This window comes from Paucibacter sp. KBW04, from assembly GCF_003852425.1.
GTDB lineage: Bacteria > Pseudomonadota > Gammaproteobacteria > Burkholderiales > Burkholderiaceae_C > Paucibacter_A.
The window spans coordinates 76,201-101,680 of record NZ_QAJN01000008.1; the positions used below are offsets into that span (position 1 = coordinate 76,201).

The following is a 25,480-nucleotide window of genomic DNA, read 5'->3' on the forward strand; positions in this document are numbered from 1 at the left end:
CGTGACTTACGCCGTCAAAGAAATGTTCTACACCTTGCAAGGCGAGGGCGCACAAGCCGGCCGGGCTTCGGTGTTCTGTCGCTTTGCGGGTTGCAATCTCTGGAGCGGGCGCGAGCAAGACCGGGCCGAGGCCGTCTGCAGCTTTTGCGACACCGATTTCGTCGGCACCGATGGCCAGAACGGGGCCAAGTTCGCTAGCGCCGAGGCCTTGGCCGATGCCGTGGCCAGCCATTGGCCGGCCAACACCGTCGGCAAGCCCTATGTGGTGTGCACCGGCGGCGAGCCCTTGCTGCAGCTGGACAAGGCCCTCATTGACGCCCTGCACGCCCGCGGCTTTGAGATCGCGGTGGAAACCAATGGCACCCAGCCCGCACCCGAGGGCCTGGACTGGATCTGCGTCAGCCCCAAGGCCGATGCCGAGATCGTGCTGACCCGTGGCCACGAGCTGAAGCTGGTTTATCCACAGCCTCTGGCCCAGCCCGAACGCTTCGCCGGCCTGGACTTTCAGCACTTCTTTCTGCAACCCATGGACTCGGTGCTCAAGACCCAGCACACCCGCGAGGCCGTGGCCTACTGCATGAGCCATCCGCAGTGGCGTCTTTCTGTGCAGATGCACAAGGTCATCGGTATCGAATAAGCGCGCAAGCGCTCTGCCAATGAAAAACGCCGAAGCTAGCTTCGGCGTTTTGCTTTGCACGATCTGTTGATAAGCGCGTGCATAGCTTGTGGATAAGCCTGTGTTTAAGCTTGTGTATTGTTGAGCTTGAAGCCCGCCACGATGGCCGCCAGATGGGCGGCTTGCTGCCGCAAGCTGTCGGCCGCGGCGGCGGACTCTTCCACCAGGGCGGCGTTCTGTTGGGTCATTTGATCCAGTTGGCCGACGGCGATATTGACCTCGTCAATGCCCTGGCTTTGCTCGCGCGAGCTGAGCGACAACTCGCCCATGATGGTGGTGACACGGGCGACGCTGTCGAGGATTTCCGTCATGCCTGCACCGGCTTCGGCCACCTGGCGTGAGCCCAGTTCCACCCGGTCCACGCTGGCACCGATCAGGGATTTGATCTCGCGTGCCGCGGTGGCACTGCGCTGGGCCAGGGCCCGCACCTCGGTGGCGACCACCGCAAAACCACGGCCTTGCTCACCGGCACGGGCGGCTTCCACTGCGGCATTGAGGGCCAGGATATTGGTCTGGAAGGCAATGCCGTCGATGGTGGAGATGATGTCGGCGATGCGATGGCTGGACTGCTGGATCTCCGCCATGCTGCCCACCACCTGGGCCACCACGCTGGCGCCACGGCTGGCGGCGTTGGAGGCGGTCTCGGCCAGGCTATTGGCTTGCACGGCCGCGTCGGCGCTGGAGCGCACGGTGCTGGTCAGCTCTTCCATGGAGCTGGCGGTTTGCTCCAGATTGGCGGCGCTTTCCTCGGTGCGCTGGCTCAGGTCCTGATTGCCCAGGGCAATTTCACGCGAGGCCACCGCAATAGACTGGCTGGTGGCGCGCACATCCACCATCACATGCTCGATCTTGGCGACGAAAAGATTGAAGGCCTGGGCAATGCCGGCGATTTCGTCTTCCCCCTTGACCTGCAGGCGCTGGGTGAGGTCGCCATTGCCGGAGGCAATTTGGTCTAGGGCGGCGCGCACCCGTCCCAGGCCCATCAGCATGGCGCCAACCACCGCGGCCAAGAGCAATGCGGCCAGCACGGCCACCGCGACCATGGACAAGGCTGCGTTGCTGAGCACCTCGCTGAGGGCAGACAAAGCCTCTTCGCGTTCGGCCGCCAGCACCAGGGTCCAGCTGGTGCCGGGCACCGGGGTGGAGCGCAGGAAGTAGCGCTGGCCTTGGGCTTGCACCTCGCTCAGGCCGGCATCGGTGGCGGCCACTTGCTTGAGCAACTGGGCATCCAACTCGGGCGCCCAGTCGGTGGCGGGTTTGAAGGTCAGGGCTTCATTCGGATGGGCAATGATGCGGCCCTCCTGATCCAGCAAAAAGGCCAGACCCTTGTCGGTCGGCTTGATGCTATTCAGGCTGGCGATCACATCGTCCAGCACCACGTCCAGGCCGGCCACGGCACGCACCTGACCCTGTTCCTTCAAGGCGCGGGCAAAAGTCACCACCAGCTTCTTGGAGGAGGCGGCGATATAGGGTGCCGTCAGCACCGCTTGATCACTGGCCTCGGCCAGCTTGTACCAGGGGCGGGCGGTGGGGTCGTAGTCGGCCGCGCGTTGGCGGCTGGGGATGGAGACCATGCGGCGATCGGCATGGCCGATATAGGCCATGTCCAGGCGGCCGGAGGCGACGGCTTGCTCCAGGGCGGGCACGGCATCGGCTTGATGGACCGCGGGCAAGAGAGCACCCACGATGTCTTGCTGCTTGCGCACCCAAGCGCCCATGGCCTGAGCCTCGGCATGGCCCAAATCGCTCATCTGGGCCTGCAACTGCTTGCGGGCGTGTTTGCTGACGGTGAGGTAACTCGCCAGGGTGGCGACGCCAACGGCGCCCACAACAATGGCGACGCAGACAGCGATCAATCGCTGCTTGATGGTTTTGAACATGGTGTTGGTTTGCCCCAGCGTGTGAGCCGGGGGCTTCTCTTGGGATGGAGCGGCGGACACTGACTCCGCCATCCATCCAAAGCAAGCAACAAACCAAAGCACTCAAGCCCGCGGGCCTCCTCCTCTTCGTTTGCGGCCTGCTTTCTCGCGAAGCAGCCTATGAAGCGGCCAAATTCTAGGTGCGCCACCCCGTAAACCAAGGGTTTCTACTTAAACCAAGCCATGACCGTGAACTTAGTCACGGAAGCCTTCTGTAGAGGCCCCATAACTTTGACGTTTATCAGCACCTGCAGCGAGTTCTAAGGCCTTTCGCGGACGAAAAAACCAAGCCCATCAGGCCTTCAAAGGTTGCTCGGTCTTATCCAGCACCTGCTCGGGTGCTCAAGGCAATCTCCAAGCGATGTTCCTGCCCCATCTTTCGCCTGCCCGCCAGGGCTCGATATACGGCGAATTGCAGATCACGCCACATGAAGAAAGGGAGCCCGGAGGCTCCCTGCAGTGCGGGACGGACTTGAATCAAGCCCTCATTCAAAAGGTATAGACCAGGCCCAGCGAGAAGGCGAGGGGATTGAGTTCCACATCGATTTCCTGACCTGTGGATAAGTGTCCCTTGGTCTTGATCAAGACCTTGGTGGCCGTGGCATCGAGCGACCATTGGCTGGAGAACTTGGCGGTGAAACCCAGTTGCAGCGTCGGGCCCCAGCGGTTTTCCATGGTCATGATGGTGGGGTTGCTGGGCGAGCCGCCGGTCAGACCGGACAAGGCCGCCGTGCTCTTGGGCTTCATGAAAGCGCCATAGGTGAAGCCCGCGCCCAGATAGGGCCGCAAGGTGCTGCTGGGCAAGCCAAAGCGGTATTGAGCCGTCAAGGTCACCGGCAGGGCTTGCACATCGGCCAGCTTGCCCGTGCCCTCGATCGCACCCGCGCCTCTGACCTCATGTTTGAAAGGAATCGCCAGGGGCAGATCGATGGCGATATTGTCCGTCCACATATAGGTCAGGCCGCCTGAGACCTGGGTGGCATTGCCGATGTCTACCTTGGTTCCGGCCAGGCTGGGGGCGCTGAGATCGCCGCTGGAGACGGCCGGCCGGATGGTGGTGGCGCCAAGGCGAGCGCTGATGCTGCCGGCCGATTGCGCTTGGGCCGAGCCCGCCATCAACAAGCTGCTGGCCGCGGCAAAACCGAGAAGAGTCTGCATAGATTTCATACGATGTCTCCTGATAGTGGCCACGATCACAACCAGCCCTTGATGGCCAGGGTTTTGGAGATCAGCTGAGCGGTCAGCTGATGGCCGTAAGGCGTGGGGTGAAAGCCGTCGGAGAAGGCGTAGCTCTTCCACCAGTCGGCCCCGGTGACGCCGGCAGGCGGCGAAGCCGACAAGGTGCTGGCGGTGCAGGTCGCGAAGGTGTAGGTCGGCAGGCCGTCGGCGCCAACCCCGGTGATGGGGCAGGCCGGTGTCTTGACGTTGCTCAAACCATACTGGGCCGGGCTGGCCACTTGCTCATTGAAGGCGGTGTAAAAGTCGACGATGGCGACCTTGCTCTCGCCAGCAAACTTGCTGTCCAACTGCTTGTTAAAAGCCTCAATCCAGCTTTTGAACAAAGCCTCGGCCTGAGCGCGCGCGGTGGCACCCGCCGTGCCGCCGCCGTTGGCCGCGGCAATACTGTCCAGCACCATCTGGAAGCGCGGGGTGTTGGTGATGCCCGGCATATTGAGGATCACAACCTGCTGAGCGCCCTTGTCCAGCACATTGGCCTTGATGGAGGCATAGAACTTGTCGGCCAGGGCCTGCATATAGCTCAGGCCTATGCTGGCCGCACCGCTCGCACCCCCAGCCAGAGCCGTGCCCACCTGGGTGGGAGTCAGCAAGGTCATCAGCAGGCTGGAATAGGCGGCGGCCTTGTCGGTGGGCACCTTCAGATAAGCACCGACCAGATCGGCAGCGTCATTGCCGCCCCCGTCGATGACGGCCAGATCACCGGCCGCATAAGCCCCCAGGGAACCTGCGGTGGCCAGTTGCAGCGGGATGCCACGCGGATCGGCCGGATTGCTGTGATTGATCACCCCGCCGCCGACGGCGAAATTGCTGCAGCCTGGCTTGGCATTCGGCGCAAAAGTGGTGCCGGTGAAGGTGTAGAAATTGCACAGGCTCAGGCCATAGCTGGCGGCAACCCGCTCGGGATAAATCTGGGTGTCAGCGCTCTGCACGGTGAACTTGATGCCGAAGGTGCCTGAGTCGGCCAGGCTATCGCCAAAGACCTTGACCGCGGTGATCTTGAGCTGGGGCGTGGTGTCTGAGGAGCCACCACCACCGCAAGCCGCCAGCGCCAGGCTGGCCGCGACCACAAGAAACTTGGTTTGAAACCGCTTCATCATTTGTCTCCATCAAAAGGCCGACGGCCTCTGGGGAGGCGGGCCGTGAACCACTCTAGTCATGTGGAGAAGTGCTTGATGTGCGTGTTTGCCCGTGGATGTTGCGTAAAGAGGGCGCGTTACCTATGAGTTGGCGTGCCAAATTGGCGTTTCTGTCGCCTGGGTGACGCGCCGCAAGAACGGAAGTTTTCTGCTGTCATGCCCGGGTCAGCCCTGTCAATGCAAAAAGCTGTGGATAAAAAAAGTACAAGCACCTGCTTATCCACAGGCCAAGCGAAGAAGCCAGACTTGTTGTCATTTGGCGCGCCTGTTCACAAGCCCTCCACACACATGCTTATAACTTGCATAAACCTTTGTTTTTAATAGAGAAAATTAACTTATCCACAGAAAGGATGCCCCTCTACTAAGATTACTAAATTGAAATATTAAAAAACCATGAATACAGAAGAGGACAAGATTTTTTTCAAGCCGCACAGTCTGCAGACCCGCCGGAAAAGTCATGCCACACTTGCGCCCCATGGACATCGCTGGACTGCAAAAGCGGCTGCGCCAGTTCGCCTCGGAGCGTGACTGGCAGCCCTACCAAACCCCAAAAAATCTGGCCATGGCCATGGTGGTTGAAGCAGCCGAACTGGTGGAAATCTTTCAGTGGCTGACGCCCGAGGAGTCGCTGGCGATCGCCAGCAAGCCGGAACAACATCAACATCTGGGTGAAGAAATTGCCGATGTGATGCTGTATCTGCTGCAGATCGCCGATCACAGCGGCGTGGACCTGGAGGCTGCGGTGGAACGCAAGCTGGGCCTGAACGCGATCAAGTACCCCGCGCCTTGAAACCCAAGGCGCCCAGTCCCTTGTTTTTTTGAGAATCTTTTGTCTTGAGCCGAATGCAGACGATTGCCGTCATCGACTTTGAAACCAGCGGTCTGGCGCCGGCTGGGGGCGGGCGAGCGACCGAGATCGCGGCCGTGCTGGTGCGTGATGGACGCATTGTGGACAGCTACCAGAGCCTGATGAAGACGGGGGTGTGGGTTCCCCCCTTCATCGAGCAGCTGACGGGCATCAGCAACGCCATGCTGGACGAGGCGCCCTCCGCTGCCGAGGTGATGCGCGAGGTGGCGGGCTTCACCCAGGGCTGCCCCATCGTGGCGCACAACGCGCCGTTTGACCGCGGTTTTTGGCAGGCCGAGCTGGCCTTGGCCGGCTGCGAGCCCGATCCGGCCCATGAATTTGCCTGTACGGTGCTGCTGGCGCGGCGCATCTACCCCGAGGCCCCGAGCTGCAAACTGGGCAATTTGGCCCAGTTCCATCATTTGCCCGACTCGGGCCGCGCCCACCGGGCCTTGGCCGATGCCAGCACCACGGCCCATCTTTTGCTGCGCATCCAGCAAGATGTGGCGCGAATTTTTGCTGCTGAGCTGGGTGATTTGCCCGTGGACCATGCCTTGCTGATGCATCTGCAGCGGGCCAATAAGGCTGCCATGAAGCGTGCGGTGCAGGACTTTGTGCGGCGGCGTCAGCCCCTGCACAGCGCCGCTTGAATCGGTGATTAGCGGCCCTCCCAATGGGCAGCCAGCCTGGCTCCGCCGAGATATGCACAGTTTTTGGGGCCTAAAAAATTGTGCTGTCAAGAGCCGCTAGGCGCCGCTTTGACGCGCAGAATCTCGCCCTTCCGTTTCATTTAGCCACCAGCCCACAGGCCCAGCGCGGCCAGTCCCCAAGAGCGACTCGAGATTTCTCGTGCCGGGCTTTGGCTTTGTTTCCCAGAGTTTCTTCGTATGTCGAGTATTCAGGTTCGCCCCGCCACACTGCGTGATGCCAAGGGCATTGCAGAAATTCACGTCGCGGCTTGGCAAGACGCCTACAAGGGCTTGTTGCCCGATGCTGTGTTGGACGCCATGTCCGTGCAAAAGCGCCAGGCTTTCTGGCGCGAGGCCATCGATTTGTGCGAGCCCCAGGTCGTGGTGGCCCACATCGACAACGAATTGATGGGTTTTGCGGGTTTTGACCGTTCGCGCGACAAGGGCACGCCCTCCAGCACGGGCGAGATCTGGGCCATGTATGTGAACCCCGTGCACTGGGACAAGGGCGTGGGCCTGGCCCTGTGGGATGCCGCCCGTGACGGCTTGCAAGAAGAAGGCTGCACCAAGGTCACTCTGTGGACCTATCTGCGCAATGAACGCGCCCTGCGCTTCTTCGAACTGGCCGGCTTCAAGCGCGAGCTGGGCAGCGCCAAGACCACCGAAGTCGGCGGCACCCGCCTCGAAGAGCTGCGCCTGCATCGGTCCTTGGTCTAAGACAAGGCAGTCGGACTGAGTCCGATTTCATGTGCTAACCGGGCTTGTCAGCCCGGTTTTTTTGCCGCCATGTCCTCGGTCTCAGGCACTTCCAGCGCCTGCCCATTCCAGTGCGCGAAGCGATAGCCGCGCTCCTTCAAGGCCAGGATCAGCATGGGCAGGGCTTGGGTCGTGACCGCGTGGATATCGTGCATCAGCACGATGCCGCGACCTGCATGATCCAACTCCTTCACGACTCTTTGCACAATCGATTCCGCTGAAGGATCGGCCCAGTCCTGGGAGTCCACATTCCACAGCACCAGGCGCAAATGCTGCTGTTCGATAGCAGCCAGGACGTCCTCGTTCAAAGCGCCATAGGGTGCGCGAAACATGGCTGTCCGTGCCGGCCCGGGAGGGACGGCCAAGTCCAGCAAGGTCTGCGTACTGACGATTTCTTGATTGATCTTGGCCAAGCTCAGCTTGGGCAATTGTGGATGGCTGTAGCTGTGGTTGCCGATGGCATGACCCGCCTCCACCATTTGGCGAACCAAGTCCTGGTTGCGCCCTAGCGGGCTTTGAATCTCTTTGCCGTCCTTGAGCTCCTTGGGCTCGGCCAAATTGTGTCCCAGCTGGAAGAACAAGGCCTTGATCTTGTGCTCTGCCAGGGTGGCCAGGATGCTGGGGGTATGAACCGGGTGCGGGCCATCATCAAAGCTCAGCAAGACGGTCTTGGGCGGCAGCTCCAAGGCGCGCCATTGGTGGTCTCGCGCCAGTTTGGCCTGTTCGTGCTCGTTCAGCGGGGCCGCTGCACGGTTTGATTCCGCCTTCAGCAAGGCATCCACATCGATTTGTTCCTGCAAGCTGGCCAGATGCAGGACCTGCTGGTTTTGCAAGCGCAGGCTGCTGTTGTCTCGTAGCGCCCGCAGGCGTTGCAGCAGGGTCTGCATTTGGTCGTGCAAGTCGCCATGCAGGCCAAACTGCAGGCGCATCTCATTCACCAAAGGGCGCAGCGCCAGGAGTTCGGTGTTCTCTTCGGGCACGGCCAGGGCCGCGCTCAAGACGGTGCGCAGCGGTTCTGCCCGGCCAGCATGAGCGGCGCTGCTGAGTTCAAGAATCAGGGCTTGGCTCTCGCGGTTCTGACGCGCCTGAATCGATTTCAGGGCTTGCAAGGCCTGTGGCTTGCGCTTGTCCGTGCTGGGAAGTGCCGACAAGACCAGGGAATTTTGCCCCTCCTGCAGGAGCGCGGAAACACGCGAGTTCAGGCGTACATTGTCTGTGTTCTCTGCTTTTGAGACGCTGGCGGCGTCTTCGATGGCCAGGGGCTTGGCCGGCGATTCGGCGCAGGAAGTGGAAGCAATGCCGGCCCAAAAAACGGCGGCGAAGGCGCAGTGGATCAAGGTCTTCAACATGGCGAGAATTTTAGGCTTGTGTCGCTTCCTCCTTACTTCATTACTTCCTTGTTGCACGGACAAAAGAGTTTTGCTTTGAGAGGATTTGAGCATGCAAGGAAAGGGTAAAGTAATGGCCCCTTACTTTCAGAAGTTCACTCCAAGTGCTGGCTAAGCTCACTGTTAAGAATCAACTGACCCTCCCGAAAAGCGTGACCCAATCCCTGGGCCCCGTTCAGTACTTTGAAGTCCAGGAAAAAGCCGGGCAAATCATCCTCACCCCGGTGCGAATCCAGCGCGGCGATGCCTTGCGCGCCAAATTGGCCGAGCTCGAAATCGGCGCCAAAACCATTGAGAGCGCCCTGAGCTGGGCCAGCAAAAAAACAGGCGCTGAAAAAACGTCGAGTCCAAAAACGTCGGCGAAAAAAAAGAGCGCCGAAAAAACGGCCGCCCCCAAAAAATCCCTGGCAAAACCATTGAGTCAGCCGGCCGCAAAAAAGCCGCTCAAAAAAACAGGGCCTGAAAAATCCACCGAGCCGACCGTGCAAAAAACGGCAGAGAAGAAAACGCTGAGGTCGGCCGCGAAAAACACCGTCAAAACCATTGAGACCCTGCCGCGCGGCAAAACGCCGGCGAAAAAGGCGCTGCCAAAACCATTGAGTGAGGCCGTCGTGTCGCCTGCACAAAAAACGCTCAAAAAAGCAGCAAGCGAAGTCAAAGAAGCGAAGCGCCCTGCGCGGCCCACCATGGAAGCAAAAGCCAGTAAGCGCGCTGGTAGCACGGCCAAGCCTGGCCGCGTCAGCAAGGCATGAGCACGATGAGCAAGAACAAGAAGAACGTGGCCGTGCCCTGCGTGGTGTTTGATACCGGCGTGCTTTTGCACGCCTTGCTGGTCAATGACGAGCGCGCCAAGCAGTTGCGCATGAGCTGGCAGGCAGGCGCTTGCCGTCCCTTGATTGGCACCGACAGTGCGCAGGCCTTGATCCAGGCCCTGGGCTATCCGGCACTGGCCTTGGACGAGTCGCAGCAACATGAATTGCTGGCCGACTTTCTGCCTTATGCTGAGGTCGTGGCTGCGCAGGCGAATGGAGTTAGGAGGTCTGCGCAGACCAAGGGTCAGGTCTTGCCCGCGGCATTGCAGAGCTTGCTAGCCGCGGCCGGAGATCGGGTGGATTGTCTGGTCAGCGATACGGTCAAGCCGGCAAAAGTGAGTTTTTGCCGTGTGAGCAGCACTGAGGAGTTTTTGGCCTCACTGTGAGGCGCTGCCCAGCCGAAGTACGCCTTTGTTTTAGAAGAATAGCGAGCCCCGCGGTAGCGGGTAGATCAAGGGTACTTGACGGGCATGTGGAGAGTGATTTTTTACGAGCGCAGGGGTGGGCGCGTTCATGTCGATCGCACGGGACCATGGCTGCCAACCAAGCAGCTGGCGCAGCAATGGGCCAATTGGTTTGGCGCCCTGGGCTATCACGTGGCATTGCAGGACCAGGGCAGCGAGATGGAGCGGCGCAAGCTAGGCTCGCCCGGTTGAATCCTGCTCTGCAGGCGTCGACAGCCCGCTGCGCGGGCAAAAGCCTTTGTTCTCCAAGGCCCAGCCTTCCATGGCATTGGGCGTGCTGTGCTGCATCACATGCAAGGTGCTCAGGCCCTTGGCCGCAGCACGGGCCACCAGGGCCTCGGCCTGGGCCGCGTTCAGCTGCGCTGCAAAGCGCGTCCAGCGCTTGATCAGCAAGGGCTGTTGCCAGGCGTCTTCCAGGGCCCAGCGGATCTGCTGTTCATGATCCAGGTCTTTGACGGCCAGCACACGGGGCGCCAAGGCCATGATGAAACGGTTGAAGTCGGCGCGCATGCTCTCGCTTGGCAAGAGGCTTTCGATGCGGGCCAGGCGCTGGCTCCAGCCGGGCTTGGCCAGCTGGCGTGTGACCAGGGCTTGCAAGGCCTGGATGGGGTTGAACAGGCGTAGGCGATTGGGCGGCAAGACGCTCAGCGGGATGCGCGCCGCTTCTTCATGCGGGAGTTCGGTGACAAAGCTGCACAGCACGGCGATGCGCTGCCATTCCGCCGGGCCCAGACCGGCCACGCTTTGAAGCGGGCCTTGTTGCACGCTGTCTGCCACGCTTTGCGCGCTGGCCCAGTCGTGCCCGGCCTTGGCGGTATTGGCGGCGCGGCTCATGGCGACGATATTGCCGGCCGCGTAGCCGGCGTCATTGCGAACCCGGTCGATGGAGCGTTGCTGGCGGTGGCCGGTTTTTTGATTCAGTTCCTGGCGGGTGATGGGGCAGTGGCTGACATCGATCTGTTGCAGGAAGTTGGGCGTCAGCTGCACGTCCTCGAAGCTGCGGCCCCGCGCCCAGGCATGGGTGCGCAACTGCAGCCATAGGCCGGCGTGGCTATGGCTGCGCAAGGTCCGGCGGCCAAATGTGGCACGGCCGGCCTGCCAACCCTGCAGCAGCGGGGATTGCTTGAACAAGTGTTCGACCGGCGGCGTCAGGCCGTGCTGGGCAAAGTCCCAACCCAGGGCCAGGCCCAGGCTTTGGTTGGCCGGCAATTCCTCTAGCCTCGTCGTGGTTTCAAAGGCCTGGGTGTCGAAACCCAGCAGCGCTTGCTGATCTGGGTGTGACGATTGCGGGAACTTCGATGTCCTTGTTGCGATCTGTGCCATTTCATGCTCCGGGTTTGCCGACCCTCACAACCCTTGCGAGGACCTTGTGGCACAGTGTCAGCGGCCGCTAGCTCATGGCGTGAGCCAGCGTCCGCCCACAAAAACAGGGGGACATATGGACAGAACCGAACGTTTCTACAAGATCGAGCTCTTGATCCGCAACCGCGAATGCGTCAGCTTCGCCACCTTGCTGGAGGCCTTGGAGGTTTCACCGGCCACGCTCAAGCGCGACCTGCAGTATCTGCGCGAGCGCATGGATGCGCCCATCGAGTACGACGCCCTGGCCAATGGCTATCGTTTCGGCCAGGCCGTCGCAGGCCCGCAGGGGAGGGGACGAGCGCATGAGTTGCCGGGCGTGTGGTTCAGCGAGAAGGAGTTGCATGCCTTGCTGACCATGCATCAGATGCTCTCTGGCTTGGATGAGAACGGCATCTTGAGCCGTCATCTGCAACCCATGTTCGACAAGCTGACCGGCATGCTGGGGGCGGACGAGGCCGAGGCCAAGGCCCTGACGCAAAGGGTCAAGCTGATCAGCACCGCCAAGCGGCGCGTGCCCTCGGAGTTTTTTGAGACGGTGGGCAGTGCGGTGGTGAAGCGTCAGCGCTTGCGCCTGCAGTACCGCAGCCGTGGGGCGGGCAGCGCTTTGAAGCAGCGCCTGGTCTCACCGCAGCGCCTGGTGCACTACCGCAACACCTGGTATCTGGATGCCTGGTGTCACGAGAGCGAGGGCTTTCGGCGTTTCGCTTTGGATGCCATGGAGGCGGCCGAGTTGTTGCCCGAGCGCGCCAAGGCGGTGGCGATCAAGCAGCTGGAGGCGGAGCTGGATCAGGGCTATGGCATCTTTGCCGGGGCCAAGACCCGCGAGGCGCAGCTGATCTTCAGCGCCGAGGCGGCGCAATGGGTCTCGCGGGAGGAATGGCATCCGGCTCAGCAAAGCGAGTGGCTGGCCGATGGGCGTTGGCGCTTGCGCGTGCCCTATGTCGATGCCACCGAATTGCTGATGGATTTGCTGCGGCACGCGGGCCAGGTCGAGGTGGTCGGTCCGGCCGATTTGCGGGCCGCTTTTGCAAAACGGCTGCGCCAAGCCGTCGAGGCCTTGGCTTAGCGCTGTGACCCTTGCTTAGAGCAGCTCGGCGGGCACATTGCCGCCGTTGTCGGCCAGCTTTTGCAGCACGGTCTTGTGCAGCCACATATTCATTTGCGCCGAGTCGCCCATCTTGTCGGCCGGGCAGCCCAGCTCGGTGGCCAATTCCTTGCGCGAGGCCAGGCTGCTGTCCAGGCCCAGCAGCTTGAGCAGGTCAACGATGGAGACCTTCCAGTTCAGCTTTTCAGCATGGGCTGAAGCCAGGGCCTCCAGCTGGGAAACCACGTCCACCACCGAGATGGCGACGGGGGCCGCCGGTGCCGCGGCCACAGGGGCTGCGTCGGTGGCGGCAGGGGCTGCAGCAACGGCGGCTTCAGCGTCTTTGTGGCCGAAGCCCAGCTTGTCGAGAATCTTGCCGAAAAAGCTCATGTCTTGTCCTTCAAAAAAGGTGGAGATCGAAGGCTCAAGCTTGATGCATTCCGGCGTCAAAAATGTGAACGCAGCCTAGGTGTTTTCAGCGTCGCCGGTTTCGGTGTCAGCCTCGTCGGCCTGCTGTTTTTGCAGGCGCTCGCTATGCCAGTAGACGTCGTCACCACCCAGGCCGTCCAGATTGGCGCGGTTGAGCACGCGGGCCAGCACGAAGAGCAGGTCGGACAGTCGGTTGAGGTATTGGCGCGGCGCGGCGTTGATGGTCTCGGTGGCGGCCAGGGTGACGACGGCGCGTTCGGCGCGCCGAGCCACGGTACGGCAGACATGCGAGATGGCGGCGCTGCGGGTGCCGGCCGGCAGGATGAATTCCTTCAGCCGGGGCAGGGCGGCGTTGTAATGCGCCAGCGCCTCGTCCAGACCCAGCACGGCGTCCATCTTCAGCAATTCATAGCCCGGCATGCAGAGCTCACCGCCCAGATTGAAGAGCTCGTGCTGGATGGTGATGATGAGCTCGCGCACATCCTTGGGCAGGGGCTCGGCCAGCAGCACGCCCAGCTGGGAGTTCAGCTCGTCCACATCGCCCATGGCCTGCACGCGCAGATGGTCTTTGGGCACGCGGCTGCCATCGCCCAGGCCGGTGGTGCCGTCGTCGCCGGTGCGGGTGGCAATGCTGGATAGTCGGTTGGCCATGGCTTGATTGAGGCTCAGGAGTGGATCAAGCCCGGCATCATGCCCGAGCACGCATGGCCTTGAATCGCAGCCGGGTTTGAAAAGGCTTTAAACGCGCTCAGTGGCGCTCAGTGACGTTTGCCGCTGCGGTGGATGGCTGGCTTGTCCGCCGCATGTTGATCGCCTCCACGGCCCTCTTTAAGCGACGCATGAACCCTTTGCACCGTCTCGGGAGGGCGGGCGTCCAGAGGTGGGCGGCGGAACTCTTGCAGGATCAGGCCGAAGAGGTCAAAGCGGATGGCTCCCAGCACGGCCAGGGCGATGGCCAGCACGATCAGGATCAGGGTCAGGTCAGACATGAAAAAACCTCCGGTGCTTGTTCATGGAATCCAGGTGGATGGTTCCATGGTGGCACTCGGAGGTTGTGGGGGCAAGCGGCTTTTGCAGCCGGCTTGCCCTGGCGCAAGCGGCGCTTGGGCTGCTTGCCTATACCGCCATCAGAACTGATGGTTGTACTGCACGCCGAACAGGATGGAGCTGATGTCGTAGTGGCCACGGATGGTGGCGCAGCTGGAGGTGTTCAGATCCGGGCGGCAAGAGGCTTGGCCACCGTAGTCGGCATTGCTGAGATCGCTGCTACCAACCTTGACATAGCTCAGAGCCAGATCGACCGAGTTTTTGGCGCTCAGCTTCCAGTTCAGACCACCCGACAGCCACAGGCGGTCGTTGTCCGGCAGCGAGGGGGTGCGGTTGGCGGTGCTGACGGGCGAGCCGTCATAGGCCACACCGGCACGCAGCTTGAACTGGTCGTTCAGCTGGTAGTTCATGCCCACCGAGTAGCGCACCGTGTTGGTCCAGTTCTCCGGGGTCACGGAATCGGGCAGCTTGTTGGCAAAGTCAACGCGCAGTTCCTGGAAGCGCGAGTGGCGGGTCAGGGTCAGGTCGGCCATCAGGGCCAGCTTGTCCATCTGCTTGAAAGCCGACAGGGACAGGGACTCGGGCGTGACCACGTCCAGGCTGGCATCGCTGTCGCTGTACTTGGCGAGCAGGCCTGCTTGCACCTGGCTGCCCAGGCCGGGCTTGATGCCGTTGAGCACGGCGGCGATATTGGTCGCCGGTGTCTGCACCTGCCAGCGTGCATCGCCGCTCAGCTGATGCTTGATCTTGGAGCGGTAGGCGACGCCGAAACGGGTGTCCTTGTCGTAGCTGTACATCAGGCCCAGATTGAAGCCATAGCCCCAGTTCTTGCCTTCCACATCGACGCGGCCGGAGAAGTCATTCGTGCCCGACATCTTCTGGATCAAACCGGCCACCATGGCCGGGGGCAGGGCGCCCAGCAAGGGCTTCAGGGCCGGGTCGCCCAGCACGCCGGAGCCGAAGTCCGCGGCTTTGGACAGCTTGCCTTCGATGTACTGCGCGGTGATGCCGCCACCGAGGCTCCACTGCTCGTTGACCTTGAAGGACAGCGAGGGGTTCAGGGCGATGGTTTTGAGCTCGGTGCCGATGGTGTTGTAGCGGCCGGCCCAGTCGCTGTTGTATTCGCTCTTGGAGCCGAAGGGCACGAAGACGCCGAAGCCTGCGACCAGGCTGTCCGACAGCTGGTAGCTCAGATAGCCGTGGGGCACGGCCGTGGTGTTGACGAACTTGCCGCTGTCGCCGCTCAGGGGGCGGCCCAGCACGGTCGTGCTGCCACGGTCTTCGTAGCTGCCCGAGGGGGCGACGACGGTCAGCACGCCCGAGGCGTTGACGCCCTTCAGGCGGGTCAGTCCGGCGGGGTTGTAGAACAGCACCGAGGCGTCTTCGGCTTCGGCGGCGTTGGCATTGGCCGTGCCTTGCGCGGACGCAGACTGCGAACCGAAGTGGTAGCCCGAGGCCATGGCGGCTTGCGCAAGCAGGCTGGCCAGCAGAGCGGCGGAAATCGAGGTGAGATTGAATCGCATGGCTTGTCTTAGGAATAGTTATCGGGGCCACACCTTGGACGGCGACCGGGGCAAGGCGGGCGGGCATAGGCTAACCGAAAGTTTCATGGAGTTACGCCAGTAGAGAGCTCCCTCTAGACGAGGTGCGAACGAAGGTCGGCGGGCCGCAACAGCAGGGCTTTCCCTGTTTGCTGATCGCACGCTTGAGCGCGCCGAATGAGTGCAGCCGGCCTGCCTAGAATCAAGCGGCGGGATCGTCCTGCACGGAGACTCTCGATGAACGCTGCCCTCCCTCTGACCCATGTGCCCGAGCACCTGGCGCGAGCCATGCCCGCCGCCATGTTGCAGGCCTTGCAGCAGCGCTTCGGCGCGCGTTGCCACACCGGCCTGGCCATGCGGGAGCAGCATGGTCGCGACGAGTCGCCTTTCGACGTGCCACCGCCCGAAGCCGTGGTGTTTGCCGAGAGCGTGGAGGACGTCGCCTTCACCCTGGCCCTGGCGCATGAACATGCCGTACCTGTCATTCCCTATGGCAGCGGCACCTCGCTGGAAGGCCATCTGCTGGCGGTGCAGGGCGGCGTGAGCCTGGATGTCTCGCGCATGAATCAAATCCTGCAGATCAATGCCGAGGACCTGACGGTCACGGTGCAGGCCGGCGTCACCCGTAATCAGCTGAATGCCGAGCTGCGCCACGCAGGCTTGTTCTTTCCCATCGACCCGGGCGCCGATGCCTCGCTAGGCGGCATGGCGGCCACCCGGGCCAGCGGGACCAATGCGGTGCGCTACGGTAGCATGCGCGAGAACGTGCTGGGCCTGGGCGCGGTGACCGCCCAGGGTCAGGTCTTGCGCACCGGCACGCGGGCGCGCAAGAGCAGCGCCGGTTATGACCTGACCCGCCTGCTGGTGGGCAGCGAGGGCACGCTGGCGGTGATCACCGAGGTCTGTCTGCGCATCTACCCCTTGCCCGAGGCGGTGTCTGCCGCCGTCTGCTTCTTCCCCACGGTGGATGCGGCCGTGCAGACCACGATGCAAATCATCCAGATGGGCCTGCCCATCGCTCGCTGTGAGCTGTTGGATGCCAACACGGTACGAGCGGTCAACCAGCACGATCATCTGGGCCTGCGTGAGGCGCCCATGCTCTTGATGGAATTCCACGGCTCCCCCGCCAGCGTGGCAGAACAGGCGCAGACGGTGCAGGAGATTGCACGCGAATTGGGTGGCGAGGACTTTGACTGGGCCAGCACACCCGAGGCCCGCACCCGTTTGTGGACGGCCCGCCATCACGCCTATTTATCGGCCGTCCAAAGCAAGCCGGGCTGCCGCTGCGTGACGACCGATACCTGCGTGCCGATCTCCCGCCTGGCCGAGAGCATCAATGCCTCGGTGGCCGAGGTGGAGGCGGCGGGCCTGCCCTACTTCCTCGTCGGCCATGTGGGCGATGGCAACTTCCATCTGGGCTATCTGATCGACCCGGCTTTGCCGCAAGAGCGCGAGACGGCTGAGCGCCTGAGCCATCAGATGGTGATGCGTGCGCTGAAGATAGAAGGTACTTGCACCGGTGAGCATGGCATCGGCCTGCACAAGCAAGGCTTTTTGATCGAAGAAGCCGGCGAGCCCGCCGTGGCCATGATGCGTAGCATCAAGCAGGCCTTGGACCCGCGCAACATCATGAACCCGGGCAAGATTTTTCAACTTTGAAAACGGGCGTTGGTGGCGAAATTCGCCCCGCCGCCGGGCCGCCCCAAGGCGGGGCGCACTTGGCACAAGGCCGGGTCAATCCCGGCCTTGTGCCAGCCCCCCACGGGGGGGGGCAGTGAGCGTACCCGCGAGCGGGGGGTCAGTGTGTCGGTGCGGGGACCGACCAGCGCTTGGTGATATCGCCCTTGTCATTGGCGCTTTCCAGCTGCACGCCAAAGCCCCAGAGCCGGGCCACATGCTTGAGCACTTCTTGCGCGCTCTCGTGTAGCGGCCGGTTCATATGCTGGGTGTGACGCAGGGTGAGGCTGCGGTCGCCGCGCAGATTGACGTTCCAGACCTGGATATTGGGCTCGCGGGTGCTGAGGTCGTACTGGCGTGACAAGGCCTCGCGCACATGCTGGTAGCCGGCATCGTCGTGGATGGCCGAAATCTCGTATTCGCTCTGCGCCTCATCGTCCACGATGGAGAAAAGCCGGAACTCACGCATCAGATTCGGGCTGAGGAACTGGCCGATAAAGCTCTCGTCCTTGAAGTTGCGCATGGCCTGGTCCAGCGTTGGCAGCCAGTCGGCACCGGCGATATCGGGGAACCAGCGGCGGTCTTCCTCGGTGGGCTGCTCGCAGATGCGCTTGATGTCGGTGTACATGGCAAAGCCCAGGGCATAGGGATTCAAGTTGGCCATGGGCTGCTGGGCGACCACATTGGTGTGGGACTTGAGCCATTCGATCATCATGCCGTCTGAGAGATAGCCGTCGTCATACATCTGGTTCAGCAAGCGGTGATGCCAGAAAGTGGCCCAGCCCTCGTTCATCACCTGGGTCTGGCGTTGTGGGTAGAAGTACTGGGCGATCTTGCGCACGATGCGCACGATCTCGCGCTCCCAGGGTTCAAGCAGGGGCGCGTTCTTCTCGATGAAGTAGAGGATGTTCTCCTGCGGCTCCTCGGGGAAACGGCGCGCCTCGGTGGCGTCATCGCCTTTGTCGGCGCGCCTGGGCAAGGTGCGCCACAGGTCGTTGATCTGCTGCTGGGCATGGGCCTCGCGTTCTTCCAGGCGGGAACGTTCCTGCGCCAGCGAGAGTTTGGCGGGCCGGCGATAACGGTCCACGCCGTAAGACATCAGGGCATGGCAGGAGTCCAGCAATCGCTCCACATGGTCCAGGCCATGACGCTCCTCGCAGGCGCTGACGAAGTTCTTGGCGTAGACGAGGTAGTCGACGATGGAGGAGGCATCCGTCCACATGCGGAATAGATAGTTGCCCTTGAAGAAGCTGTTGTGGCCGTAGCTGGCGTGCGCAATCACCAGGGCCTGCATGGCCATGGTGTTCTCTTCCATCAGGTAGGCGATGCAGGGGTCGGAGTTGATGACGATCTCGTAGGCCAGGCCCATCTGGCCGCGCTTGTAATTGCGCTCGGTGGCGATGAACTCCTTGCCATAGCTCCAGTGGCGGTAATTGACCGGCATGCCCACCGAAGCGTAGGCGTCCATCATCTGCTCGGCGGTGATGATCTCCAGCTGATTGGGGTAGGTGTCCAAACCGTAGCGTTCAGCGGTGGCGCGTATGACCTCGTGGTACTGGTCCACCAGCTCAAAAGTCCAGTCGCTGGGCGAGGGCAGGGGCTGGCTGGGGCGGCTCAGCAAGGGCTTCATGCGTTGCAGGGCCGGCTTGATGCGGAGAGGTTCGCTGGCGCCCAGGGGTCGGCCGCCGGGATTCGTGCTGGATTCAAGCGTACTCATGCGGCCGCTCCTTCCTTCTTGAACAACTCCCGGAACACCGGGTAGATCTGCGCCGCCTCGGTGGCCTTGCGCATGGCGAAGTGCGAGACCTCTTCGCTGAGCTTTTGATATTCCTCCCAGAGGTTTTGTTCCTGTTCGGCCACCTGCACATAGGCGAAGTAGCGGCACAGGGGCAGGATCTGCTGGGCCAGCAGCTCACGGCATTTGCCGCTGTCGTGGTGCCAGTTGTCGCCATCGCTGGCCTGGGCGCCGTAGATATTCCATTCGCTGCGCGGGTAGCGGGCGCGGATGATTTCTTCCATCAGCACCAGGGCGCTGGAGACCACGGTGCCGCCTGTTTCGGTGGCGTGGAAGAAGTTCTGCTCGTCCACCTCCTGGGCTTGCGTGTGGTGGCGGATGAAGACCACATCGATCTTCTCGTAATGCCGGGTCAGGAAGAGATAGAGCAGGATGAAGAAGCGCTTGGCCAGGTCCTTGCGGCTCTCGTCCATGGAGCCCGACACATCCATCAGGCAGAACATCACGGCGCGGGCCGTGGGCACGGGCACCCGCACCCGGTTGCGAAAGCGCAGATCGATGGGGTCGAGAAAGGGGATGGCCTCGATGCGGCCGCGCAGCAGCTGGATGCGCTCCTCGGTCTCCTTGCGCAGATGCAGGGTCTCAGGGTCGCGGCTGTCCTCGCGTTTGAGCAGGGCCAGGCGTTCTTCCAACTCGTGCAGCTCGCGCCGCTTCTCGGTGCCCAAGGCGATGCGGCGGCCCAGGGCGCCGCGCATGCTGCGCACCACATGCAGATTGGTGGGCGTGCCGTCATTGGTGAAGCCGGCGCGATGGCTTTTCCATTCCGGCGTTTCGGCCAGCTGGGTGCGTTCCAGATTGGGCAGGGCCAGGTCGTCGAAGAAGACCTGCATGAACTCTTCCTTCGTGAGATGGAAGACGAAATCGTCCTCCCCTTCGCCGGAGTCGCTGGCCTGACCGCCGCCTTGGCCCTGGCCGCCGCCCTTGGGCTTGGCGACGCGGTCACCCTTCACATGCTCGGTATTGCCGGGCCGCACGACCTCGCGCACGCCGCCTTCGCCATGGCCGAAAACAGGTTCGCTGAGATCTCGCTTGGGGATGTGCACATCCTCGCCGCGGTCCATATCGCGGATGCCGCGGCCATCCACCGCGCGACGCACGGCCTCACGGATCTGCTCTTTGTGACGGCGCAGAAAGCGCTCCCGATTGCCAATCGACTTGTTCTTGCCTGAGAGCCGTCTATCGATGATTTGCTGAAGCATGAGCGTTCCTCGGAGAGGCTGGCGATGGCCCTGGTTCAGGAGCTCTTGCGGACCCGCAGATACCACTCGCACAGCAGCCTGACCTGCTTGGCGGTGTAGCCCTTGCCCACCATGCGGTTGACGAAGTCCTCGTGCTTTTTGGCTTCGTCGGCGCTGGCCTTGGCGTTGAAGCTGATCACCGGCAGTAACTCCTCGGTGTTGGAGAACATCTTCTTCTCGATCACCGTGCGCAGCTTCTCGTAGCTGGTCCAGGCTGGGTTTTTGCCGGCGTTATTGGCGCGGGCCCGCAGCACGAAGTTGACGATCTCGTTGCGGAAGTCCTTGGGATTGCTGATGCCCGCGGGCTTCTCGATCTTCTCCAGCTCGGCATTCAGGGCCACGCGGTCGAAGACCTCACCGGTGTCGGTGTCGCGGTATTCCTGGTCCTGGATCCAGTAGTCGGCATAGGTGACGTAGCGGTCAAAGATGTTCTGCCCGTACTCGCTATAACTTTCCAGATAAGCGGTTTGGATCTCCTTGCCGATGAACTCGGCATAGCGCGGTGCCAGCGACTCCTTGATGAAGCTGATGTACTTCTGCTCGGTTTCGGCCGGGAACTGTTCGCGCTCGATCTGCTGCTCCAGCACATACATCAGATGCACCGGATTGGCCGCCACCTCGGCGCTGTCGAAGTTGAAGACCTTGGACAAAATCTTGTAGGCGAAGCGGGTGGAGATGCCGCTCATGCCCTCGTCCACACCGGCGTAATCGCGGTACTCCTGGTAGCTCTTGGCGCGTGGGTCGGTGTCCTTCAGGTTCTCGCCGTCGTAGACCTGCATCTTGGAGTACAGCGAGGAGTTCTCGGGCTCCTTCAGGCGCGTCAAGACGGCGAACTGGCTCATGATCTTGAGCGTGCCGGGCGCGCATTTGGCCTCGGCCAGCGAGGAGCCCCGGATCAGCTTCTCGTAGATCTTCACCTCCTCGCTGACGCGCAGGCAGTAGGGCACTTTGACGATGTAGATGCGGTCGAGGAAAGCCTCGTTGTTCTTGTTGTTGCGGAAGGTCTTCCATTCGCTCTCATTGCTATGGGCCAGCACGATGCCGTCGAAGGGGATCGCGCCAAAACCTTCCGTGCCCTTGTAATTGCCTTCCTGCGTGGCGGTCAGCAAGGGGTGCAGCACTTTGATCGGCGCTTTGAACATTTCGACGAACTCCAGCAGGCCCTGATTGGCCAGGCAGAGGCCGCCGGAATAGCTGTAGGCATCGGGGTCGTCTTGCGAGAAGGTCTCCAGCTTGCGGATGTCCACCTTGCCCACCAGGGAGGAGATGTCCTGGTTGTTTTCATCGCCCGGCTCGGTCTTGGCCACACCCACTTGCTTGAGCACGCTGGGGTAGCGCTTGACCACCTTGAAGCGGCGGATATCGCCACCGAACTCTTCCAGACGCTTGACGGCCCAGGGGCTCAGGATGCGGTTGAGATAACGCCTTGGGATGCCGTATTCCTGCTCCAGGAGTGGGCCGTCCTCGGCCGGGTCAAACAGGCCCAGTGGTGACTCGTTCACCGGTGAGCCGGCCAGGGCGTAGAAGGGCACTTGTTCCATCAGCTGCTTGAGGCGTTCGGCGATGGAGCTTTTGCCGCCGCCCACCGGGCCCAGCAGATAAAGGATTTGCTTTTTTTCCTCCAGGCCTTGGGCGGCGTGGCGGAAGTAGCTGACCACCTGTTCGATCGCCTCTTCCAGGCCGTAGAACTCGGCGAAGGCGGGGTAGATCTTGATGGTCTTGTTGGCGAACAAGCGCGACAGCCGGGTGTCGTTGCGCGTGTCAATCATCTGCGGCTCACCGATGGCCTGCAGCATGCGCTCGGCGGCGGTGGCGTAGGCCAGAGGGGAGCGCTTGCACTCGGCAAGGTAGTCCTCCAGCGAGAGTTCTTCAACGCGGGTGCGCTCATAGCGCTTGGCGAAACTGCTGATCACGTCCATGCTGACCTCCTGTAAGGTCCCTGGCGGCGCGCAGATACAAGGCAGTGCATCCGGCATCGTCTGGGAAGTTCTGATGGCGTCCTTGGGCGGGACCGAGCCTGGGGCCGGGAGGCCAGGGCGTCATCAGAGCTTTCCGAAATTCAGGGCAGCTGGGCCTGAATCCGAACGCTGCTTTGCCGTGTTTGGAAGTGCGGGATCAAAGTTTGAAGAAGGCTTGCAAAACTCCTCTTGTCCATACCTGAGAGCTTGGGCTTCAGGCGCCTATTTCAATGCCTGAAAAAGCTTGGCTTTCCATGCTCATTCAACTCTGAAAACAGGGCTTGCGTTGACACATGCTACGCCGATCTGCCAAACATTGTGTGGTGTGGATATCGCAGGCCAAACACGTTTTTTGCAGGGCTTGATGCGATTCTTGTGCAAGCGTTGTCCCTGTGGATTGCGTGCTAGTTTTAGCCAAAGAAAAAGCCGTGAGTTGTGTCACGGCTTTGTCGTTTGGCTGAGGCGAAAACTCAGGAGGCTTGCGGCCCGCGCAGGCGGTCGATCAGGCCATTCAGCTCATCCAGCGAGCCGAATTGAATCGACAGCTCGCCTTGTTCGCCGCGCTTGGTTTTCTTCTTGACCCGCACCTCGACCACGGCGGCCAGGATGTCGGAGAGTTCTTCTTCCAGGCGCAGCACATCGCGGCTCTTGTCGCTCTTCACACGCAGCAGCGGTGTCTGGCGGCCGGCGCCCTGGCGCGATACCAACTTCTCTGCCTCGCGTACGCTGAGTTTCTTGGAGGCGATTTCGGTGGCGCAGGTGATTTGATGCGCGCCGTCCAGGGGCAGCAGGGCGCGGGCATGGCCCATATCGATGTCGCCGGCCATCAGCATGTTCTGCACCGGCTCCACCAATTGCAGCAGGCGCAGCAGATTGCTGGCGGCGCTGCGCGAGCGGCCCACCGCCTGAGCGGCTTGTTCGTGCGTGAGGCCAAACTCCTCGGTCAGGCGCTTCAGGCCTTGCGCTTCTTCCAGTGGGTTGAGGTCCTCGCGCTGAATGTTCTCGATCAAGGCCATGGCGGCCGCGGCCTCGTCGGGCACGGCCTTGACCAGCACCGGCACCTCGCGCAGACCGGCCAGTTTGGCGGCGCGGAAGCGGCGTTCACCGGCGATGATCTCGTAGCGGATGGCGCCATCGGGCGTGATGGGCCGCACCAGGATGGGCTGCATGATGCCCTGGGCCTTGATGCTCTCGGCCAGCTCGTAGAGCGAGCCTTCATCCATGCGGGTGCGCGGCTGGTATTTGCCGGCCTGCATCTGTTCCAGCCTCAGGCTGCTGGGTTCACCGTCGCGGCTGGCCGCGGGTGTTTCGCTGACTTTGGGGCCTAGCAAGGCCTCCAGGCCCATACCGAGGCCCTTGGGTTTTTTTGTGACCATAGCGGTGGATTGTCTCTTACTCGTTCTGCAAGCCCGTCTTGGCACGTTCCAGGAGGCTTTGTAGCAAGACCTGACCCTCGGGCCAGTCACCCAGGCCGGAAGCCGTGTTGAGGTGGCCGCGCGGGCCGGCCATCACCCATTCGGCGCCCCAGTCGGCGGCCATTTGGGCGGCGCGCTCCAGATTGCAGAAAGGGTCGTCGCTGCTGGCCACGACGATGGCGGGGAAGGGCAGGCGGGGTCGGCGTATCGGCCGCCAGTTGTGCAACTGCGGCGGCATATCCTCGCGCTCGGTGTCCGGCGGCGCCACCAGCAGGGCGGCGGCGACTCGGGGCGTGTGCTTTGAATGCTCTGCCCAGCTGGCCAGCAGCTGGCAACCAAGGCTGTGCGTCACCAGTACGGCGGGTGTGGCAGCCAAGCGGGCGTCGTTCAACAAGACTTCGTCCAGCCGCGCCATCCAGTCGCCGCGCCGCGGCCAATCCCAGTCGCTTTGCTCGATGCGGCTGTGGCCCAGCTCCCGTTCCCAGCGGCTTTGCCAATGCTCGGGGTCGGAGTTCTGCCAGCCGGGGAGGAGGTAAACAGGTGGGGAATTCATGGCAAGGCCTTATGCTTCGGTCTGATTTGATTTGGCGCCGATTTTGCGGGAGAAGTTTGATGAGTTTCAAAGTGTTTGTGGACGGTCAGGAAGGCACGACAGGCCTGCGCATCAATGAGTATTTGGCCGCCCGCAGCGATGTGGAAGTGCTGCGCATTGACGCTGACAAGCGCAAGGATGCGTCTGAGCGTGCGCGCCTGCTGAATGCCGCCGACGTGGCGTTTCTGTGCCTGCCGGATGCGGCTTCACGTGAAGCGGCCGCCATGATCAGCAATCCCAACACCTGTTTGATCGACGCCAGCACCGCCCATCGCACGGTGCCGGGCTGGGCTTTCGGTCTGCCCGAGTTGGCGGCCGGCCAGCGTGACAAGATTCGCGCGGCCAAGCGCATCGCCAACCCCGGCTGCCATGCCAGCGCCTTCATCCTGGCCCTGCGCCCGCTGGTGGATGCCGGCCTGCTGAGCGCCGACGCGCTGGTGTCGGCCACCTCTATCACCGGCTACTCGGGGGGCGGCAAGTCCATGATTGCCCAGTACGAGGCAGGTGGCGACCAGAAGCTGAAGTCGCCCCGGCCCTATGCCCTGGGCCTGGCGCACAAGCATCTGCCCGAGATGATGGCTCACACCGGCCTGCGCAATGCGCCGGTGTTCATGCCCATCGTGGGGGATTTTTACAAGGGCCTGGCCGTCACCGTGCCCCTGCACCTGAGCCAGTTGCGCGCCGGCACCACGCCCGATCAAGTGCGTGAGGCGCTGGCTGTGCACTATGCGGGCGAGCGCTTCATCCGTGTGATGCCGCTGCGCGACGCCGACACCCTGGCCGAGGGCTTCTTCGACGTGCAGGCCTGCAATGACACCAACCGGGTGGACTTGTTTGTGTTCGGTAGCGAGACACAGATCCTGGTCATCGCCCGCCTGGACAATCTGGGCAAGGGCGCCAGCGGCGCTGCGGTGCAGGCCATGAATGTGCATCTGGGTCTGGACGAAGGCCTGGGTCTTTGCTGATGATCCAGTCAAAGCGGGCCTGGTTGCGTGACGCAGCCGTGCCCGCAGCCGACTTGGCGGCCATCCGTGAAGCCGTCGTGCTCCATGGCCGCCAGCAAGCGCAGGGCTCCGATGAGCAGGCGATTGCTTGCGCTCTTTACGACGAAGACGGCGCGCTGCTGGCCGGCGCCTGGGGCCGTACCGAGTTCCAGCGCCTTTACATCAGCTATCTCTGGGTGCGCGAGGATGCGCGCGGCCAGGGTCTGGGGGGCGAGTTGCTGCGCCAGATCGAGGCGCAAGCCTTGGCCCGGGGCTGTGTGGATGCGTTGATCGAAACCTTGCTGGACGAGGTGGCCGAGATTTACGAGCACCTGGGCTACGCCTGCATCGCCCATGTGCACGACTTTGTGCCGGGCTTCACTCGACACACCTTGCTCAAATGCTGGGCAGCGCGCGATTGATCAGGTGCTCT

General features: G+C 62.3%; 25 protein-coding genes. 11 read left to right on the top strand and 14 right to left on the bottom strand.

Annotation, left to right across the window (positions count from 1 at the left end; genetic code table 11):
* Nucleotide 1 precedes the first annotated feature (1 nt).
* Nucleotides 2-637, top strand: coding sequence for a 7-carboxy-7-deazaguanine synthase (gene queE, locus DBR47_RS10070; protein WP_124449545.1), 636 nt, complete (start codon nucleotides 2-4; stop codon nucleotides 635-637).
* 104 nt (nucleotides 638-741) lie between these two features.
* On the opposite strand, the gene DBR47_RS25355 is transcribed toward queE, so the two are convergent.
* The 3 genes from DBR47_RS25355 to DBR47_RS10085 form a co-directional block, all read right to left on the bottom strand.
* Nucleotides 742-2,556 carry a methyl-accepting chemotaxis protein gene (locus DBR47_RS25355; protein ID WP_124449548.1) on the bottom strand — a complete coding sequence of 605 codons (1,815 nt, stop codon included), beginning with the start codon at nucleotides 2,554-2,556 and terminating at the stop codon, nucleotides 742-744.
* Nucleotides 2,557-3,084: 528 nt separating this feature from the next.
* A complete protein-coding gene (locus tag DBR47_RS10080; protein WP_124449550.1) occupies nucleotides 3,085-3,762 on the bottom strand; it encodes an OmpW family protein in 678 nt (225 codons plus the stop codon).
* A 26-nt stretch (nucleotides 3,763-3,788) separates the two neighbouring features.
* Nucleotides 3,789-4,928 (bottom strand): SGNH/GDSL hydrolase family protein, encoded by a 1,140-nt coding sequence (locus tag DBR47_RS10085; RefSeq protein WP_370454898.1) that lies wholly within the window; start codon nucleotides 4,926-4,928, stop codon nucleotides 3,789-3,791.
* Between the two features lie 517 nt (nucleotides 4,929-5,445).
* On the opposite strand from DBR47_RS10085, the gene DBR47_RS10090 reads away from it, so the two are divergent.
* From DBR47_RS10090 to DBR47_RS10100, 3 genes are all read left to right on the top strand, one after another.
* Nucleotides 5,446-5,760 (top strand): nucleotide pyrophosphohydrolase, encoded by a 315-nt coding sequence (locus DBR47_RS10090; protein WP_124450064.1) that lies wholly within the window; start codon nucleotides 5,446-5,448, stop codon nucleotides 5,758-5,760.
* A 53-nt stretch (nucleotides 5,761-5,813) separates the two neighbouring features.
* Nucleotides 5,814-6,467, top strand: coding sequence for a PolC-type DNA polymerase III (locus DBR47_RS10095; RefSeq protein ID WP_124450066.1), 654 nt, complete (start codon nucleotides 5,814-5,816; stop codon nucleotides 6,465-6,467).
* 237 nt (nucleotides 6,468-6,704) lie between these two features.
* On the top strand, nucleotides 6,705-7,223 hold the full coding sequence (locus DBR47_RS10100) for a GNAT family N-acetyltransferase (RefSeq protein WP_124449554.1): 519 nt from the start codon (nucleotides 6,705-6,707) through the stop codon (nucleotides 7,221-7,223).
* Nucleotides 7,224-7,270: 47 nt separating this feature from the next.
* Here DBR47_RS10100 and DBR47_RS10105 read toward each other — a convergent pair whose 3' ends face one another.
* On the bottom strand, nucleotides 7,271-8,611 hold the full coding sequence (locus DBR47_RS10105) for a polysaccharide deacetylase family protein (protein ID WP_197046980.1): 1,341 nt from the start codon (nucleotides 8,609-8,611) through the stop codon (nucleotides 7,271-7,273).
* Between the two features lie 143 nt (nucleotides 8,612-8,754).
* On the opposite strand from DBR47_RS10105, the gene DBR47_RS24985 reads away from it, so the two are divergent.
* The 3 genes from DBR47_RS24985 (at nucleotide 8,755) to DBR47_RS10120 (ending at nucleotide 10,118) form a co-directional block, all read left to right on the top strand.
* Complete coding sequence (locus DBR47_RS24985; protein ID WP_231512234.1) at nucleotides 8,755-9,402, top strand: hypothetical protein; 648 nt, start codon at nucleotides 8,755-8,757, stop codon at nucleotides 9,400-9,402.
* Between the two features lie 5 nt (nucleotides 9,403-9,407).
* Nucleotides 9,408-9,848 carry a putative toxin-antitoxin system toxin component, PIN family gene (locus DBR47_RS10115; RefSeq protein WP_124449558.1) on the top strand — a complete coding sequence of 147 codons (441 nt, stop codon included), beginning with the start codon at nucleotides 9,408-9,410 and terminating at the stop codon, nucleotides 9,846-9,848.
* A gap of 84 nt (nucleotides 9,849-9,932) precedes the next feature.
* Nucleotides 9,933-10,118, top strand: coding sequence for a hypothetical protein (locus DBR47_RS10120; RefSeq protein WP_124449560.1), 186 nt, complete (start codon nucleotides 9,933-9,935; stop codon nucleotides 10,116-10,118).
* On the opposite strand, the gene DBR47_RS10125 is transcribed toward DBR47_RS10120, so the two are convergent.
* Nucleotides 10,101-11,249 (bottom strand): hypothetical protein, encoded by a 1,149-nt coding sequence (locus DBR47_RS10125; protein ID WP_124449562.1) that lies wholly within the window; start codon nucleotides 11,247-11,249, stop codon nucleotides 10,101-10,103. The two genes, DBR47_RS10120 and DBR47_RS10125, sit on opposite strands and share 18 nt — an antisense overlap.
* 115 nt (nucleotides 11,250-11,364) lie before the next feature.
* Here DBR47_RS10125 and DBR47_RS10130 point away from each other — a divergent pair, with 115 nt between their 5' ends.
* Nucleotides 11,365-12,354, top strand: a complete 990-nt coding sequence (locus DBR47_RS10130; protein ID WP_124449564.1) for a YafY family protein — start codon at nucleotides 11,365-11,367, stop codon at nucleotides 12,352-12,354.
* Between the two features lie 15 nt (nucleotides 12,355-12,369).
* Here DBR47_RS10130 and DBR47_RS10135 read toward each other — a convergent pair whose 3' ends face one another.
* The 4 genes from DBR47_RS10135 to DBR47_RS10150 form a co-directional block, all read right to left on the bottom strand.
* On the bottom strand, nucleotides 12,370-12,762 hold the full coding sequence (locus tag DBR47_RS10135; RefSeq protein WP_124449566.1) for a DUF3597 domain-containing protein: 393 nt from the start codon (nucleotides 12,760-12,762) through the stop codon (nucleotides 12,370-12,372).
* Between the two features lie 75 nt (nucleotides 12,763-12,837).
* Nucleotides 12,838-13,452, bottom strand: coding sequence for a cob(I)yrinic acid a,c-diamide adenosyltransferase (locus DBR47_RS10140; RefSeq protein ID WP_124449568.1), 615 nt, complete (start codon nucleotides 13,450-13,452; stop codon nucleotides 12,838-12,840).
* Between the two features lie 107 nt (nucleotides 13,453-13,559).
* The gene (locus tag DBR47_RS10145; protein ID WP_124449570.1) at nucleotides 13,560-13,790 is read right to left on the bottom strand and encodes a hypothetical protein; all 231 of its coding nucleotides are present in this window, start codon (nucleotides 13,788-13,790) and stop codon (nucleotides 13,560-13,562) included.
* A 138-nt stretch (nucleotides 13,791-13,928) separates the two neighbouring features.
* Entirely contained in the window at nucleotides 13,929-15,371 is a 1,443-nt protein-coding gene (locus DBR47_RS10150) for an OmpP1/FadL family transporter (RefSeq protein ID WP_124449572.1), read from the bottom strand.
* Between the two features lie 255 nt (nucleotides 15,372-15,626).
* Here DBR47_RS10150 and DBR47_RS10155 point away from each other — a divergent pair, with 255 nt between their 5' ends.
* Complete coding sequence (locus DBR47_RS10155; protein WP_124449574.1) at nucleotides 15,627-17,048, top strand: FAD-binding oxidoreductase; 1,422 nt, start codon at nucleotides 15,627-15,629, stop codon at nucleotides 17,046-17,048.
* A 139-nt stretch (nucleotides 17,049-17,187) separates the two neighbouring features.
* Here the strand turns inward: DBR47_RS10155 and DBR47_RS10160 are convergent, their stop codons facing one another.
* The 5 genes from DBR47_RS10160 to DBR47_RS10185 all read right to left on the bottom strand — a co-directional run bounded on the left by DBR47_RS10160 (nucleotide 17,188) and on the right by DBR47_RS10185 (nucleotide 24,025).
* The gene (locus DBR47_RS10160) at nucleotides 17,188-18,696 is read right to left on the bottom strand and encodes a SpoVR family protein (RefSeq protein WP_231512260.1); all 1,509 of its coding nucleotides are present in this window, start codon (nucleotides 18,694-18,696) and stop codon (nucleotides 17,188-17,190) included.
* An 83-nt stretch (nucleotides 18,697-18,779) separates the two neighbouring features.
* On the bottom strand, nucleotides 18,780-20,060 hold the full coding sequence (locus DBR47_RS10165) for a YeaH/YhbH family protein (protein WP_124449578.1): 1,281 nt from the start codon (nucleotides 20,058-20,060) through the stop codon (nucleotides 18,780-18,782).
* Between the two features lie 35 nt (nucleotides 20,061-20,095).
* Nucleotides 20,096-22,018 carry a PrkA family serine protein kinase gene (locus tag DBR47_RS10170; RefSeq protein WP_124449580.1) on the bottom strand — a complete coding sequence of 641 codons (1,923 nt, stop codon included), beginning with the start codon at nucleotides 22,016-22,018 and terminating at the stop codon, nucleotides 20,096-20,098.
* 509 nt (nucleotides 22,019-22,527) lie between these two features.
* On the bottom strand, nucleotides 22,528-23,433 hold the full coding sequence (locus DBR47_RS10180; protein ID WP_124449584.1) for a ParB/RepB/Spo0J family partition protein: 906 nt from the start codon (nucleotides 23,431-23,433) through the stop codon (nucleotides 22,528-22,530).
* Between the two features lie 16 nt (nucleotides 23,434-23,449).
* Nucleotides 23,450-24,025 (bottom strand): alpha/beta hydrolase, encoded by a 576-nt coding sequence (locus DBR47_RS10185; protein ID WP_124449586.1) that lies wholly within the window; start codon nucleotides 24,023-24,025, stop codon nucleotides 23,450-23,452.
* Nucleotides 24,026-24,084: 59 nt separating this feature from the next.
* Here DBR47_RS10185 and argC point away from each other — a divergent pair, with 59 nt between their 5' ends.
* On the top strand, nucleotides 24,085-25,029 hold the full coding sequence (gene argC / locus DBR47_RS10190) for an N-acetyl-gamma-glutamyl-phosphate reductase (protein WP_124449588.1): 945 nt from the start codon (nucleotides 24,085-24,087) through the stop codon (nucleotides 25,027-25,029).
* Entirely contained in the window at nucleotides 25,029-25,469 is a 441-nt protein-coding gene (locus DBR47_RS10195) for a GNAT family N-acetyltransferase (RefSeq protein WP_124449590.1), read from the top strand. Before argC ends, DBR47_RS10195 begins: the two co-directional genes overlap by 1 nt.
* Nucleotides 25,470-25,480 lie beyond the last annotated feature (11 nt).